This window comes from Roseofilum capinflatum BLCC-M114 (assembly GCF_030068505.1).
Classification (GTDB): domain Bacteria; phylum Cyanobacteriota; class Cyanobacteriia; order Cyanobacteriales; family Desertifilaceae; genus Roseofilum; species Roseofilum capinflatum.
The window spans coordinates 1-14,512 of sequence record NZ_JAQOSO010000087.1; the positions used below are offsets into that span (position 1 = coordinate 1).

At 46.8% G+C, this 14,512-nt stretch carries 17 protein-coding genes and 1 tRNA gene; 7 read left to right on the top strand and 11 right to left on the bottom strand.

The window, feature by feature from the left end:
- Positions 1-111: 111 nt before the first annotated feature.
- Entirely contained in the window at positions 112-837 is a 726-nt protein-coding gene (locus PMG25_RS16155) for an ACT domain-containing protein (RefSeq protein WP_283767928.1), read from the bottom strand.
- A 77-nt stretch (positions 838-914) separates the two neighbouring features.
- Between PMG25_RS16155 and PMG25_RS16160 the strand changes: the two genes are divergently transcribed.
- From PMG25_RS16160 to PMG25_RS16170, 3 genes are all read left to right on the top strand, one after another.
- On the top strand, positions 915-1,445 hold the full coding sequence (locus PMG25_RS16160; RefSeq protein ID WP_283762714.1) for a GNAT family N-acetyltransferase: 531 nt from the start codon (positions 915-917) through the stop codon (positions 1,443-1,445).
- 14 nt (positions 1,446-1,459) lie between these two features.
- On the top strand, positions 1,460-1,618 hold the full coding sequence (locus tag PMG25_RS16165; RefSeq protein WP_283767930.1) for a hypothetical protein: 159 nt from the start codon (positions 1,460-1,462) through the stop codon (positions 1,616-1,618).
- A 29-nt stretch (positions 1,619-1,647) separates the two neighbouring features.
- Positions 1,648-1,721, top strand: a tRNA-Pro gene (locus tag PMG25_RS16170).
- Between the two features lie 54 nt (positions 1,722-1,775).
- Here PMG25_RS16170 and PMG25_RS16175 read toward each other — a convergent pair.
- From PMG25_RS16175 to PMG25_RS16210, 8 genes are all read right to left on the bottom strand, one after another.
- Positions 1,776-2,471, bottom strand: a complete 696-nt coding sequence (locus PMG25_RS16175; protein ID WP_283767931.1) for a 4'-phosphopantetheinyl transferase family protein — start codon at positions 2,469-2,471, stop codon at positions 1,776-1,778.
- Between the two features lie 55 nt (positions 2,472-2,526).
- The gene (grrA, locus tag PMG25_RS16180) at positions 2,527-2,892 is read right to left on the bottom strand and encodes a GrrA/OscA1 family cyclophane-containing rSAM-modified RiPP (RefSeq protein WP_283767932.1); all 366 of its coding nucleotides are present in this window, start codon (positions 2,890-2,892) and stop codon (positions 2,527-2,529) included.
- A 100-nt stretch (positions 2,893-2,992) separates the two neighbouring features.
- A complete protein-coding gene (gene grrA, locus PMG25_RS16185; RefSeq protein ID WP_283767933.1) occupies positions 2,993-3,319 on the bottom strand; it encodes a GrrA/OscA1 family cyclophane-containing rSAM-modified RiPP in 327 nt (108 codons plus the stop codon).
- 60 nt (positions 3,320-3,379) lie between these two features.
- Positions 3,380-4,138 carry a DUF554 domain-containing protein gene (locus tag PMG25_RS16190; protein WP_283767934.1) on the bottom strand — a complete coding sequence of 253 codons (759 nt, stop codon included), beginning with the start codon at positions 4,136-4,138 and terminating at the stop codon, positions 3,380-3,382.
- Positions 4,139-4,182: 44 nt separating this feature from the next.
- Positions 4,183-5,808: a trypsin-like peptidase domain-containing protein gene (locus PMG25_RS16195; RefSeq protein WP_283767935.1), complete on the bottom strand. Its 1,626-nt coding sequence runs from the start codon at positions 5,806-5,808 to the stop codon at positions 4,183-4,185.
- A gap of 32 nt (positions 5,809-5,840) precedes the next feature.
- The gene (locus tag PMG25_RS16200) at positions 5,841-6,305 is read right to left on the bottom strand and encodes a hypothetical protein (RefSeq protein WP_283767936.1); all 465 of its coding nucleotides are present in this window, start codon (positions 6,303-6,305) and stop codon (positions 5,841-5,843) included.
- Positions 6,306-6,524: 219 nt separating this feature from the next.
- Positions 6,525-7,103, bottom strand: coding sequence for a ComEA family DNA-binding protein (locus tag PMG25_RS16205; RefSeq protein WP_283767937.1), 579 nt, complete (start codon positions 7,101-7,103; stop codon positions 6,525-6,527).
- Positions 7,104-7,152: 49 nt separating this feature from the next.
- Positions 7,153-7,941: a glutathione S-transferase family protein gene (locus PMG25_RS16210; protein WP_283767938.1), complete on the bottom strand. Its 789-nt coding sequence runs from the start codon at positions 7,939-7,941 to the stop codon at positions 7,153-7,155.
- Between the two features lie 165 nt (positions 7,942-8,106).
- Between PMG25_RS16210 and PMG25_RS16215 the strand changes: the two genes are divergently transcribed.
- Positions 8,107-8,814, top strand: a complete 708-nt coding sequence (locus tag PMG25_RS16215) for a diacylglycerol/polyprenol kinase family protein (RefSeq protein ID WP_283767939.1) — start codon at positions 8,107-8,109, stop codon at positions 8,812-8,814.
- An 18-nt stretch (positions 8,815-8,832) separates the two neighbouring features.
- Here the strand turns inward: PMG25_RS16215 and map are convergent, their stop codons facing one another.
- Positions 8,833-9,657, bottom strand: a complete 825-nt coding sequence (gene map / locus PMG25_RS16220) for a type I methionyl aminopeptidase (protein ID WP_283767940.1) — start codon at positions 9,655-9,657, stop codon at positions 8,833-8,835.
- Between the two features lie 270 nt (positions 9,658-9,927).
- Between map and PMG25_RS16225 the strand changes: the two genes are divergently transcribed.
- Together PMG25_RS16225 and PMG25_RS16230 are read left to right on the top strand one after the other, a co-directional pair.
- Positions 9,928-11,121, top strand: coding sequence for a 4-hydroxy-3-methylbut-2-enyl diphosphate reductase (locus PMG25_RS16225; protein ID WP_283767941.1), 1,194 nt, complete (start codon positions 9,928-9,930; stop codon positions 11,119-11,121).
- Between the two features lie 223 nt (positions 11,122-11,344).
- Entirely contained in the window at positions 11,345-12,757 is a 1,413-nt protein-coding gene (locus PMG25_RS16230) for an ABC transporter substrate-binding protein (RefSeq protein ID WP_283767942.1), read from the top strand.
- A 149-nt stretch (positions 12,758-12,906) separates the two neighbouring features.
- Here PMG25_RS16230 and PMG25_RS16235 read toward each other — a convergent pair whose 3' ends face one another.
- Entirely contained in the window at positions 12,907-13,842 is a 936-nt protein-coding gene (locus PMG25_RS16235; RefSeq protein WP_283767943.1) for an acyl-CoA desaturase, read from the bottom strand.
- A 320-nt stretch (positions 13,843-14,162) separates the two neighbouring features.
- Here PMG25_RS16235 and PMG25_RS16240 point away from each other — a divergent pair, with 320 nt between their 5' ends.
- Positions 14,163-14,471: a DUF3181 family protein gene (locus tag PMG25_RS16240; RefSeq protein WP_283767944.1), complete on the top strand. Its 309-nt coding sequence runs from the start codon at positions 14,163-14,165 to the stop codon at positions 14,469-14,471.
- The last annotated feature ends 41 nt before the right edge of the window (positions 14,472-14,512 follow it).

Consider the following 14,512-nt stretch of genomic DNA (forward strand, 5'->3'; position numbering starts at 1 on the left):
GGGAATGGGGAATAGGGAATAGGGAATGGGGAATAGGGAATGGGGAATGGGGAATAGGATTAGGCAATAGGCATTAGGCAATAGACATGAGTCGCAAGTTAAGGCTCTAAGCTAATTCAGATCACCTAATAGCCTCTGCTTCACACTTTCGGCAATCTTCTGACCCAGATATTCCGGAATTAAGCTTTCATTGGGCCCGAGCAAATAGAGAATCAACCGAGTCCGCCCCCTCCAGACCAACAGATTGGCATTCACGACCAATAGATCCTCTTGCCAGATGGCGTACATCACCTTGTAGAACAATCCCGGCTGATTATCCGCCTCAATCAGTAAAGCCGGTAGATGGAACACCGGATCGACATAAAACTCTGTATCGACCTGTTCTAGCCCCGCATCCAGGTTAAACTCCACCGCCAACATTTCCTCCACCTCAAAATGACCCGCTAAGGCCTCCTGAATGGCTCGACAGACATTTTCGGCTGTTTTCTCCATCAGCGCTTTCCCCCCTCTAGAGACCACCAACTTGATGAACACCAGCATCGGGGGATGAATTTGACCATAGAGACTGAGGCTATGAATGGTTAATCCATAGGCAGCCAGAACGCCAAAGATATCACTCAATAGGAACGACTGATTCCGATAAGCAAAGTGGAGAGCGCTTTTCGTCCCTTCTGTACGCACTTCAATTACGGCTTTCTGGCGTTTGTAGAGTTGGTAGGCCAGTTTCAGGTTTTGCAGTTGGATGTCAGAACTGACAAACTGTTCATAAAATTGCGGGAACGCTCGGTTAAAGCGTTTGAGCAGTTCTAAGGTAGAGGATTTTAAACCCTGAGCCATAATAGAAGGAAAAGATTAGGGGAGATATACTAAGCTAATATTGTTTATTTAACTTTGACTACTTCAATTACACCTGCATGGGTTTTTGGAAAAGCTTGTTTAGCAGCTCTGATACTCCGATAACAACGAGTCCAGGAAAAACACTGGAATATTTTGCTACTTTGGATCTCAAGAGCGATTCTGGAAAGGTTTCCCGTATTGTGTTTAGCACGAATCGGGACATCGACCTATACGAACTTGAAGAGCTATGTGATGCGGTTGGTTGGTCTCGCCGTCCTTTACGGAAAGTCAAAAAAGCGATCGAGCATAGCTTTCTGGTGATTTCGATGTGGGATTTACGAGGCAACCATCGTCGGTTGATTGGCTTTGCTAGGGCAACCTCGGATCACGCATTTAATGCGACTCTCTGGGATGTGGTGGTTCATCCAGCTTTCCAAGGGAGAGGTCTGGGTAAGGCCCTGATGAAGCATACAATTAAGAAACTCCGTAGTGAAGATATTAGCAACATTACCTTGTTTGCTGATCCTCATGTGGTGGAATTTTACCGAAATCTGGGTTTTCTCCAAGATCCAGAAGGAATTAAGGGGATGTTTTGGTATCCTAATTAGGAAAGAGAGACGGCATGGAACTGTATCGACTCTTGGCGATCGCGACTCAGGTTGACTTGAGGAGCAAACCCTTTACCGGTCTTCCCCCTCTTTTTTTTGTGGCTAAACGTTCTGTTCAAGGCACAGGATTCAACGATCTATCCCTTCGATTGGCTCTAGCCAAATCGGACTGATATGGGTTATAGTGTTACTTAGGTTCATCCGGGATGTAGCGCAGCTTGGTAGCGCGCCTGCTTTGGGAGCAGGATGTCGCAGGTTCAAATCCTGTCATCCCGATTCAAATTTATTTTTCAAGGTGGGTAAATCGAAACAACATTCTCAAAAACCCTGCTAACGAGTTAGTAGGGTTTCGTTTTTGGCGATCGCCTGTTGTTGCACCAGTTGCCAGTTGTTACCCTCAATAGCTACAGCCGCGACTGTACCGGGGGCAGGGGTCAAAGGATATAATGACCAGGCGCGATCGCTCACTTGTGCCCCATTTTCCGTTAATTGAATTTCGGCTTGTTCGAGTCCCGCTAACCCTTCCCCCATGGCTTTTAAGTAGGCTTCTTTGTACGTCCAATAACGAAAAAAGGTATAGGGTTGTTCGGAAATTGGAGTTCGTTGAATCTGCTGATATTCTGAGGGTAAAAAGAACCGTTTAGCTAAACCGTCTAAGTCGTTCAGGGGGCGAATTGCTTCGAGATCTACACCAACAGGGGCATTGAGCGCAAAGCCATACAAGGCATAGTTTTGGGAGTGAGAGAGATTAAAGTTTAAGTCAGATTTCGGGACAGCTACGGCGGGTTTACCGCGCTGAGAATAAGTAAACTGAATCTCAGAGGGATGAACTTTTAAATACTGGGCGACTAAAGAGCGGAGAAGCCCCCGCGCCAGGATAAAATAGTGTCGATGCTCATCAAAGTGGAAACGCTGCGATCGCTCTAATTCATCGACACAGAGACAGGACTTCAACTTGGCCAATTGTGGCATAAACTGATTTAAATCAGCCCACCAGAGGTGAAGCTGGCGATCGCATAACATCATCTCCTAACCCCCTTCCACTCCATGCTTGCCCCATTCTGTCAGTTCTGGGTTCTGCTTACCAATTGCGGAAGTTCACAAAACCACCCCCATCACGCCATCCATTGCGCCATCCTCCCCCATTACGAAATCCTCCATTACGAAATCCTCCCCCATTGCGAAACCCCCCCCCATTGCGGAACACATTGCGAAATTGGGCCAAATCTGGGTTTTTTCCGGTCTCAGAAGAGAAAGACTTCTCCTCTAGAGCCAGTTGTTGTTCTCTCGTGTTCAACGTTTCCGTTAATCGGTTTAAGCGCTGTTCCAGATCCACATTAGCACTAGAGAATTCAGATAAACTCCCTGTCGCTTGGGCAGGTGAAGCACTTAAGGTGGATAAGGCTAATAAAAAACCGACTAATCCGGTAGTTGTTGTAATTTTCATACTCTCCTCTGGGTAAAAAATAAACTTCTTGCAGAAGTCAGCGAATAGGGATAAGAATACAAGATGCAAGATGACTTATCCAGTGTCAAAACTCCTTTACTTATCGGTTACGGAAGTTAACAAAACTACCGCCATCACGCCACCCGTTACGCCATCCGCCACTATTGCGGAAACCGCCACCATTACGGAACGCATTGCGAAATGCAGCAAGATCTTGAGGAGAGTCTAGGGCAGAAGATAAGGGGTTGCTTTCTAACTGTTGTTCCCGATTTTGTAGGGTTTGAGTTAACCGATTTAAGCGCTGCTCCAGATTAGACGAGGGACTCGAAGATGGCGATAACCTTGAGGTACTCTGAGCGGGTAAAGCACTTAAGGTGGATAAGGCTAACAAAAAGCCGACTAATCCGGTAGTTGTGCTAATTTTCATCCAGAACTCCTATAAATGAGAAACTTTGAAAGGATAGCATTGTCTAGATTCAATGGTAAACTAATAAGTGATAATATTCTGTATTACTTGGGCGATCGCATAAATCAACGGCGCTAACGCCAATGCTGGCAAAAATGAGGCAATCCGCAGCTTACCCATATCCAGCAAATTCAAGCCTAAGCCTAACATGATAATTCCACCGACTCCAGTTACCAGGAAAATACGCGGGTCGTTAGCGGGATTGGGTAAAATTTGAGTCAGGCTACTCGCCAGTAAAGAAATCCCCCCTTGAAACACAATGATGGTGAGAATAGAAAATCCCACACCAATGCCATAACTACCCGTCAGCGCAATAGACACTAACCCATCCATCGTTGCTTTCAGAGCCAACAAACTATCATCACCCGTCAGTCCATTATTCAGGGAACCCACCAACGTTAAAGGCCCCACACAAAAGAGTAAACTAGCCGTAACAAACCCTTCTGTAAACCTTCCCCCTCCCCGAAACCAACTCTTTAGTTGAGAACCAACAGCATTGAGTCGCTCTTCCAATTGCCACCATTCCCCCAACAACCCACCCAAAGTTAAACTAATCACAGCCAACACCACCCCATCCACCGTTCCCGCTTGCGCTTGTGTTAAACTGCCCGCCATACTCATCCCCAAATATAGAGTAATTAACCCCATACCCTGAGTAATGGTGCTTTGAATGCGCTGGGGCAGTTGATTTTTCAGTAACAACCCTAACCCCGTTCCCACCAATACCGTTGCTACATTAATCCAGGTTCCACTGGTTTTTACCCAAAAATCAAACATCATATCAATTAAAAATTAAAAATGGGTAACTGGTCTTTTCCTCCTGATTAATTTGGCTGGCGTTGCCAAATTAATATCTGATTATCTAATCCCCCAGAAATGAGTCTTCGATCGTTAGCACTCAAACTGAGGGAAATCACATAATCTGAATGTTCTTTTACTGTAGATTGTAACTGACCGGTCTGCACATTCCAAAACCGAATCGTTTTATCCCAACTGCCACTAATCAGGGTTTGATTATCTTCCCTCAGCGCTAAAGACCAAACGCCATCGGTGTGACCTTTGAGGGTTCGCTGTAATTCTCCGGTGGTTAAATTCCAGATGTTAATGTCTCCTTCTCCACCGCTACTCGCTAGGGTTTGACTATCGGCACTGAGGGCTAGAGCGAGAACGGATAAACGGTGACCTTTGAGAATGTTAATTAATTTGAACGTAGATAAGTCCCAAACTCTAATGGTGGTATCTTGGGAGCCACTAATTAACCATTTGCCATCGGGAGAAATGGCGAGGGAACTAATTAACCCTTGATGACCGGGAAGGGTTTCGAGAGTTTCATAGGTGTTGAGATTCCAAATCATAATTTGTTGATCCCAGCTTCCAGAAACGAGGGTTTGACCATCAGGACTAATGGCTAAAGCAGAGACGGCATCTCGATGACCGGTGAGGGTTTTTTGTAGTTCTCCAGAGGGTAAATTCCAGAGCTTAATGGTGCGGTCTTCGCTGCCACTTATCAGGGTTTGACCATCGGGGGTGACGGCCAGAGTATTGACGGCTTTTTGATGACCGGTGAGGGTTTTGATGGGTTCTCCAGTGGCTAAATTCCAGAGGATAATTTGCCCATCACTATGACCACTGATGAGGGTGGTCTCTCCTATTACTATTGCGCCTAAGAATCCTCCCTCCCGTTGTAGGGTTTGACTTAACTGATATCCCCCGGCAACAACGGCTTCTGTGGCTGGAGCGGGGGTGTCACTTAGCACTGCTCTAGAATCGGCTGCGGTGGGGGTGGGTTTTGGGGCACTGTCCCACCAGGTTAAAATTTTATCGATTTTAATTCCGGCTGCGACGATTTGATCTGTATCTTCGACTAATTGCACTAATCGGTTAATTGCGATCGCCTCTCCCCGTCTATTTAAGACCGGGCCGCCACTCATGCCCACCCGCACCACATTGGTATAATTTAAGGGGAGTTGGCTTTGATCGACCCCCTGAAGCAGTTGGATCAATTCTCCTTCAGTATTGACGAAAATCCGTTGGCGAACCGATCCCCCAGACTGGGGCCAACCGGCTACATAAATGGGGTTTCCCACTTCCTCTGCTTGGGGATCGCCTATGTCGGCGGTGCGATAGGTCTCTGGACTGTGAAAGGCCAGCACGGCGATATCTTCACCCGGCATCCGCAACCGATGGGAAGGGCTGACCCGATAGCGATCGCCATCTGGAGTAATAATCGTATAGTCACCGGGTTGATCGACCACATGGGCATTGGTGACCACATAATAAACGTCATTTTCCGTGGCGAAAATAACCCCACTACCCCCCTGGGGGCCTTCGATGCGAACCGTAATTTCTGAGGCGATGCGGTCAATCACCGGGTTGGCGACACTGGGAAGGCTAAGAGCTAGGCTAGGAGCGAGACTGAGCAGAGTAGCAGAGAGAAAACGAGTATACATTTCAATTAAAAATTAAAAATTAAAAACTGGTACTACCTGGGACTTAGACGCTGTTGCCAACGGATGAGGATGGCTTGAAAGAAGGGCCATTGATAATATTCAAACATGAGCCAAGCTACCAGAAGCAGATGGGTCAATAAGGTTAGTCCAGTCCAAACCAGAGGCAACCATGCGCCGCTACTTTGAGGATCGGGGGGGAAGATATAAGAGGCTAATCCAATCAGAGTGGGCGGTAGGAGGATGAGGGGAAGGCTCAACAACCAGAGAAGGTACGAGCGATCGCCCGATCGCCCCATAGTCGCATTAATCCAAGTTTTACCCGTCCAGTACCAGGCAAAGGGGCGATCTCCATCTGCAAGCTGAAGGGTTTGCTGTTGCAGATTCGCACTAAAAATATGACGGCAAAAGTTACAGGCAAATGCATCCATCAACGTAAGTGCAGAAATCTGTCCATGGCGACACAGGGGACAGGTATAGGTGTCATGGGTGTTGAGCATGGCAATTACAGCGCTTGGCGCTAGGGAATAGGTAATGGGGAATAGGGAATAGATTATTGAATGGTCTGTTTACGCATGATAACAGAGCAACTGGTTTTTCTGGCGATCGCCTGATCCCAGATGTCCGCAGAAAGTTATACTCCCTCCCTTTTTTTCTGTCACTCTCCGATAATGAAGATAGAATAAAATAGAGTATCAATAGCTAAATTGGCAGATTTCCTATTCATTGAACTCGGAGAGTGACAAAAACCGTAGATAAGGGAGCAAGGCGCTAATTTGCTCTCCCGATAAACCCAAGCGACGTTGAAAATCAACCCAATCTTGATACTCTCCCTGTTGAGTTCTCTCGGTAACAATGGCTTCAGCCAAGGGGCGATCGATGCCGGGAATCTGTAAAAGTTCTGGTAAAGAAACTTGATTCACATTCAAACAAAGGCTGCTGCGATCGTAATAGCAAAACTGTAAAATCGGCTCAATGGGGCGTAACCGTTCTACTGGTAATTCCAGAGCCGCAGCAATATCTTCTAAACCGTAAAATTGCACTCCAGCTTGCGTGAGATTGACCAGAAATCGAGCTTGATGAATCGAAAAAAGGGGTAACCGTAACCAATCATCCACCGTGGCTTGATTGACATCAATTTTTACCCCTAATCTAGCTGCTAAAGTAATCTCTTCCAGGGATTGAAATCGATAATAGGGATCGAGGAACCGACTAGGAATAGGCTTGGGGAACATCGATTGTATAGCAACCGCCCAGGCAGTTAGGACTTTTTTCAAATACTGAAACCGAACACCCATAACCCATTGCCTGTTGCCTATTCCCTAGCCCTAATTGTCCTCTCTCAATTTACTCGATTTCGATAGAAGTGGGTGAAGAATTGGAGGAACTTGAAGCAGGAGATTTGCGGATACTAGAGTAGAGGCGATCGCGCCACTCAAAAAAGGGTTGATAGGACGGATTATCGGCTAATCCTGGAATGCCTTTTCCTTGTAAAGCTTCCGGAATCTTGAGATAATTCCCTTCAGGGAACTTAATTAAAATGCTTAATCCAGCCACGGCTAAATCGGCTAGAGTGGGGCGATCGCACACCAAATAGGGGTGATCGACTAAAATTAAACTTAACGCCTCTAAATCTTGTTTTAAGCTGTCCTGTGCTGCCTGGATTTCTTCTGGACTGGCCCCGACTCCATAGCCTAAAACTTGGAAAAATTCTCTGGGCACTGAACCGACTAGGGTTTTAATAAAATCGGGAGTAGGACTGGGTAAAACGGCAGTTCGGAAAAGTTGGTCTTGACTCAATCCACCATAGAGGGCTTTCCGACTTTTGACTCCAATGGACTCATCGGCCCATTCTTCCATCATTAAGCATAAACCGCGCTGCCGGGGTTCCGTGGGCATAATGGGCTTTTCTGGGTATTGGCGATCTAAATATAAGGCGATCGCCGTAGAATCGGCAATCACGGTATTGCCATCCTTGAGTACCGGGACTTGCCGTTGTCCAGAAATCTTCAACACCTCCAGTTGTCCTACCCCTGGAGTCACTTCAATGGTACGGTACTCCAATTCTTTGTAATCGAGAATGAGTCTAACTTTCTCAGAAAATTGGGAAAATTCAAATTGGTATAGCTCTAACATGATTTCAAAAAAAGCAACGCAAGGCTCAAGGTTTACCCTATCACGATTGGCCCTGCACTCTTTCGGAAGGCAGCAGGAGAAGACAGGAAGGAGAGCGATCAAATTGACCCAAATTCTGGGAGAATCAGACATAGAGCAGTCAAGAACTGGAAGTTGTAGGCGATCGTGGCCATTTCCCCTATTCTTACCTTAGAGCTAAAATTCATTACCATCAGTCTGTGGCTGGGTCTAATCTTCCTAGTCTCGGTCTGGCTGAGTCGCTACCCTTGGGCGAATGCGGAAATGATTCGCAAAGTTGTCCATATTGGCTCAGGAAATGTGATTCTGTTGGCCTGGTTCTTTGATATTCCCGCTTGGGTTGGCATCGCAGCGTCGATCGTGTTTAGTGCGATCGCCCTTTTATCCTATTCTTTCCCTATCCTACCGGGGATTAATGGCATCGGTCGCCAAAGTTGGGGCACATTTTTCTACTCGGTGAGTATTGGCCTGTTAATTGCCCTGTTTTGGCCCTTGCATCAACCCTATTATGCCGCTCTGGGGATTTTGATTATGACCTGGGGCGATGCTCTAGCAGCCTTAGTGGGTCAAAATTTCGGCACTCATCCCTATTTCCTGGGCAAAATGAAAAAGACTTGGGAAGGAACAGCGACCATGTTTGCCGTCAGTTATGGCATCTGTGTGCTGATTTTACTGCCCGTGTATGGCAATGTGGGCTTAATCTGGATCGGTTCGGCGATCGTTGCCCTATTTGCCACGTTCTTAGAAGCCTTTTCTCGCTTTGGGATTGATAATTTAACGGTTCCTCTCGGTAGCGCTATCTTAGCTTTTGGATTAATGGAAGGTTTGACCCTAGGGGAATTTTATCTGCAATGAGCTGGTATCAAATCTGGTTCATAGAGTGCGATCGGTGAGAATCTCATAACCGTTCTCGGTCACCAAAACCGTATGCTCAAATTGGGCAGAAAGGGCATTATCCACCGTCACCACCGTCCATTGATCCGGTAAAACACGAGTAACTTTTGAACCTTCATTAATAATCGGTTCGATCGCCAATGTCATTCCCGGACGCAGTTTCACATTGGGTAGGGCATCCGTGCGAAAGTTAAACACGGCGGGTTCTTCATGCAGGTTACGCCCCACTCCATGACCGGTATAATTTTCAACGATTGTATATCCATGGGGTTGCACATAATCTTCAATTCCACCCGCAATATCGAGCAGCGTATTACCCGGCTTCACTTGCTTTATCCCTTCATAGAGGGCTTGCTCTGCCACCTCCATGAGTTTTTGGGTTGATGCCGGAATCTTACCCACGGGAATTGTAATACACGAATCACCGTGATAACCCTGATAGTAGGCTCCCGTATCTACTTTCAATAAATCCCCTGATTTGAGGACTTGTTTACGGGAGGGAATCCCATGAACCACTTGATGATTTACGGAGGCACAAATAGAAGCCGGAAAGCCATGATACCCCTTAAAACTCGGTGTTGCCCCCATCTGACGAATCCGTTTTTCGGCATAGGCATCGAGATCGGCCGTCGTCATGCCCGGTTCTGCGAGTTCAGCAATTTCAGAGAGAACCGTAGCCACAATTTTACCACTGGTTCGCATAATCTCGATTTCGGGTTCTGATTTGATTTCAATGCCTCGATTCCGTTGACCGAAGAGGGGTTTCATTGTGGGTCGAGAGAAGAGTTTGGTCAAAATGTTCATGTGAAATTCTAGGGACGGAGTATGGAGGCAATAGTTAATTTTACAGGATGGGGAGATAGGGCGATAGGGCGATAGGGAGTTTGAACGCTCCCCGATCCATTTTAAAGACCCGCATCAAACACCCCTGTCTAATTTTTGCTGGCCCTAGCTCAGGCCCCAGGAGTATATTATCTTGATCTATATCCCCTGTTTGCAACTGCACCAGGGAGTCTAGGGGCCAAACCGAGACTCGGTTATCCCGAACTCAAAACCAACAATCATCAATTATCCATGGATACCAAAGCCTTTTCTCGCACGCTTAAAAAATCTGAAAATTACCATCGCAAAGGGTTTGGCCATCAGGCTGAAGTGACCCAGCTTATGAATACGGCCTATCAAAGTCCCCTCGTGCAAAAGTTGCGGGAGAATAACTATACTCTCACTCAGGGAAACGTTACCATTCGATTGGCCGAGTCCTTTGGCTTTTGCTGGGGAGTAGAACGAGCGGTGGCGATGGCCTATGAAACCCGCGAACATTTCCCCACGGAAGATATCTGGATTACCAATGAGATTATCCATAATCCGGCTGTCAATGACCATCTGCGCCAGATGAATGTGCAATTTATTCCGGTTGAGGGGAATACCAAGGATTTTTCGGTGGTGAACTCAGGAGATGTGGTGATTTTACCGGCGTTTGGCGCAAGCGTCCAGGAAATGAAAGAACTGCATGAGAAGCAATGCAAAATTGTGGATACCACTTGTCCTTGGGTGTCGAAGGTCTGGAATACGGTGGAAAGACACAAGAAAAAAAGCTACACTTCGATTATTCATGGCAAGTATAAGCATGAGGAAACGGTGGCGACCAGTTCTTTTGCTGGAACCTATTTAATTGTGCTGAATTTGGAGGAAGCCGAGTATGTCTGTAACTACATCCTCCATGGGGGAGATAAAGAGGAGTTCTTGCAAAAGTTTAGTCGCGCTTGCTCGGAAGGGTTCGATCCGGATCGGGATTTAGTCGGGGTGGGAATTGCCAATCAAACCACCATGCTCAAAAGTGAAACGGAGCAGATTGGTAAGTTGTTTGAGCATACGATGATGAAAAAGTATGGCCCTGATACCTTGACGGAGCATTTTCATAGTTTTAATACCATTTGTGATGCGACTCAAGAGCGTCAGGACGCGATGTTAGGCTTGGTGGAAGAAGAGCTGGATTTGATGGTGGTCATTGGTGGGTTTAATTCGTCGAATACGACCCATCTACAAGAGATTGCGATCGCCAGAAACATTCCTTCGTATCATATTGATGGGGGCGATCGCATCTTGGCTGATAATCGTATTGAACATAAACCTTTGGATGGCAAGATTACTATTGAGGACAATTGGTTGCCTTCTGGCGAAATTGTCGTCGGTATTACTTCAGGTGCGTCCACTCCCGATAAGGCTGTGGAAGAGGTCTTAGAAAAGATTTTTGCGGCTAAAGCCTAATGGGGAATGGGGAATGGGTATATAGCGCGAAGCGCTAGGCAAAAGGCAATAGGCAAAAGGCAATAGGCAATCGCTTGTATGGCTTAGGGTCTAGCCTTCAAGCTGTACTCCATAGAAGAGAGAAGCGCTAGATTGCCTACTCCCCACTCCCCACTCACCTAAAAAAATAGGGGCAATATATCAAATACCCCTGTTTTTATTTTAAGTGATTTGGATAGAACAAATGGCTCAGAAGAATGACACCCGAATTTTGTTAATCGCCCTGATTGTGTGTTTGGGGCTGGTGGGTTTCGGTTTATGGTGGTTCCTGAATCGGGGAGAGGGGGAGATCCTTCCCAGTGCAGTTGAAACTGAAACTTCCAATGCTGAGACCGCCTTGGGGCCTGTGGAAGAGCGGCTCAGTCGTGGAGAGCGGTTGTTGATTGAGGAGGAAGCTACACCCCAGAAACGTAGTGCGGTGACTCAGATGGCTGAGGGCAATTGGCAAGGGGCGATCGCTGATTTAGAAGCGTCTTTAAGTCTGAACCGCAACGATCCCGAAGCACTCATCTATCTGAATAATGCCCGCATTGCTGGACAAAGGGCTTATACTCTGGCTGTCTCTGTCCCCATTACTACCCAGGTTAATGCTGCCCAAGAATTGCTGCGTGGTGTGGCCCAAGTACAACAGGAGATTAACCAACAGGGAGGGATTCAGGGGACTCCTGTAGAGATTTTGATTGCTGACGATGGGAATAATCCAGAGGCTGCTGTTGAGATTGCCCAAGCGTTAGTTGCGGATGAGCAGGTTTTGGGTGTGGTTGGCCATTTTAGCAGTGGGGTGAGTTTAGCGGCTGCTCCTGTTTATCAGAGGGGGCAGTTGGTGATGATTTCTCCCACCTCTACATCCGTGGAGTTGTCGCAAGCAGGCAGTTATATTTTTCGTACTGTTCCCAGCGATCGCTTTACGGGTACAACTCTCTCTCGTTATTTGCTCCAAAAGTTACAAAAACAAAAGGTGGCGGTATTTTTTAATTCTGACAGCCAGTATAGTCGGTCGCTCAAGGATAGCTTTACCACTGCCCTCTTTGCTGATGGGGGAGAGGTGGTATCTGAGTTGGACTTTGCCAGCTTGATGTTTAGTGCGGGTAATGCGGTTCAACAAGCTACCAGTCAAGGAGCTGAAGTGATTTTACTGGCTTCGGATTCCACAGTTTTTAATGCTGCTCTAGATGTGATTATTATTAATGACGGTAAGTTGCCCCTTCTGGGCGGGGATAGTTTATATCAACCCGATGTTTTAAATGTGGGTAGGGAAAAGGCTGTGGGGATGGTGGTAGCGATTCCTTGGCATTTTTTGGCGAATGCCCAATCTCCCTTTGCCCGACAGAGCCTCCAGTTATGGGGCGGCCAGGTGAATTGGCGCACGGCTTTAGCCTATGATGCGGCTCAAGTGTTGTTAGAGGCGATCGCCCGCGATCCGAGTCGTTCTGGCATTCAGCAGACTCTGTTAGCCTCAAATTTTCAGGTCAGTGGAGCATCGGGAACCATTCGCTTCTTGCCATCGGGCGATCGCAATCAGAGCCTTCAGTTAGTCGAAGTTCAACCCGGCAATAGTACCGGTTTCGGCTATGATTTTGTTCCCCTAGATAATTAATCCTCTGTTTAGGTTGGGTTAAACAATAGTGAAACCCAACCTAATTAAGCTAGCTATCGTTAAGAAGCGGGCAAGATGCCCGCACTCCTGAAACCTTTGATATTGAGTCGTGGTAACCTCTGGCTCCCTAGCTATACCCGCACTAGCAGCTAACTCGCTGCAACAGCACTCTCATTTTGTTTGCGCTCAATATCTTGATCTGAAGGGAATTTAACATCCCAGACTAAACCCAGACGTTGCAAGAGGGCAATCACCCACCAGGAAAAGTCTATTTGCCACCAATTCATGCTAAACCGAGCAGAGTAAGGAAAAGCATGATGGTTATTGTGCCAACCTTCCCCTAGAGTAATCATGGCAATCAGGGGATTATTGCGGCTGAAATCTCCAGTCTTGAAGGGTTGAGTCCCCCACAAGTGGCAAATGGAGTTAACCGTGAGGGTTCCTTGGAAACTGAGCATAATTCGCAATGCACCGCCCCAAATGAGACCTTGAAAAGCACCTTCCCAAGATCCATAAATGGCTCCGCCAATGGCTGCCGGGAGCGCTAAACCAAGGAATATCCAGAGTAAACAAAAGCGATCGACCCATTGCACGACGCGATCGCTCTTTAAGTCATTAATATAGGGTAAGGGTTCCACCCAAGTCGCACCGACCATCCAACCAAAATGGCCATGCCAAAATCCTTGGATTTTTCCCCACAAACTTTTTCCGTGTAGGTGGGGGGAATGAACATCTCCGGGTTGATCGCTATAGAGGTGATGCTGGCGATGGTGGCTGACCCAACTGGAGATCGTTCCTTGAGTCGATATACAAGCACAAATACCAATCAGGGCTTTCAGAATTGGCCCAGTCTTAAACGCTTTGTGGGAAAATAAGCGATGATATCCCACACTCACCCCTAGAATGGTGAGAATGTAAAAACCGACGAGTAAGGCAATGTCAAGGGGGGCAACCGATTTTTCCCACCAGATGACTGCGGCGATCGCCACAATGAACCCAATTCTAGGAACGGTTAAGGTGAGCGTATTAATCACTCTTCGGCGATTAAGATCGGCTACGGCTTCAGAACTACTGTAATTGGTCATCCAGGAACCTTTTATCAAATCATTAAGCACTTTTACGGATTGTATCAGCTTTTCGACCGTTACAGGGCAATCTTAGACTCTTTTAAGGATCTATTGGGGCCTTCACAGGGGGGGCGATCGCACCAGACTATTCATTGCTCTATGGAGTTATTCACCCTTCCAGAGCCTATCAAAATTAAGAATGTTACGGGCATATATACTCATTACCTGTTACCTATTACCGCGCGAAGCGCTCTATCCTTAACCCTTGCCAGATCTTCAATTGAGCGCTAAGGTCTCAAATAGGTCGATTCAACCGAACCTGAGTAGGAGGAAAACCCATGAGCAGCATCTATCCCACTGAAGCTATCGAGAAATTAGCCGCAGAAATTGGTGAAAATGTCTATATGGATATTGCTAAATGGCATCTTTATCTCAATGATGCCCATCTTCATACCCCGTTAGCAGAGCGCCTTTATCCTCTACTAGAAGAAAATCGCCTCGAAGAAAATCAAGTCTTAGAAATTCTACAAGCTATCACTGTGAAACTGGGCGGAGGTCGTCGGGAAGTTCCCCTGCTAGATTTAATGCCGATGCAAGCCCAGTTAAATTTAATGGATTTGCTCGAAGAATTTCAGCGTAATCTTTAGAGCGCTTGGCGCTGGGATATAGTAAACAGGAAATAACTTTT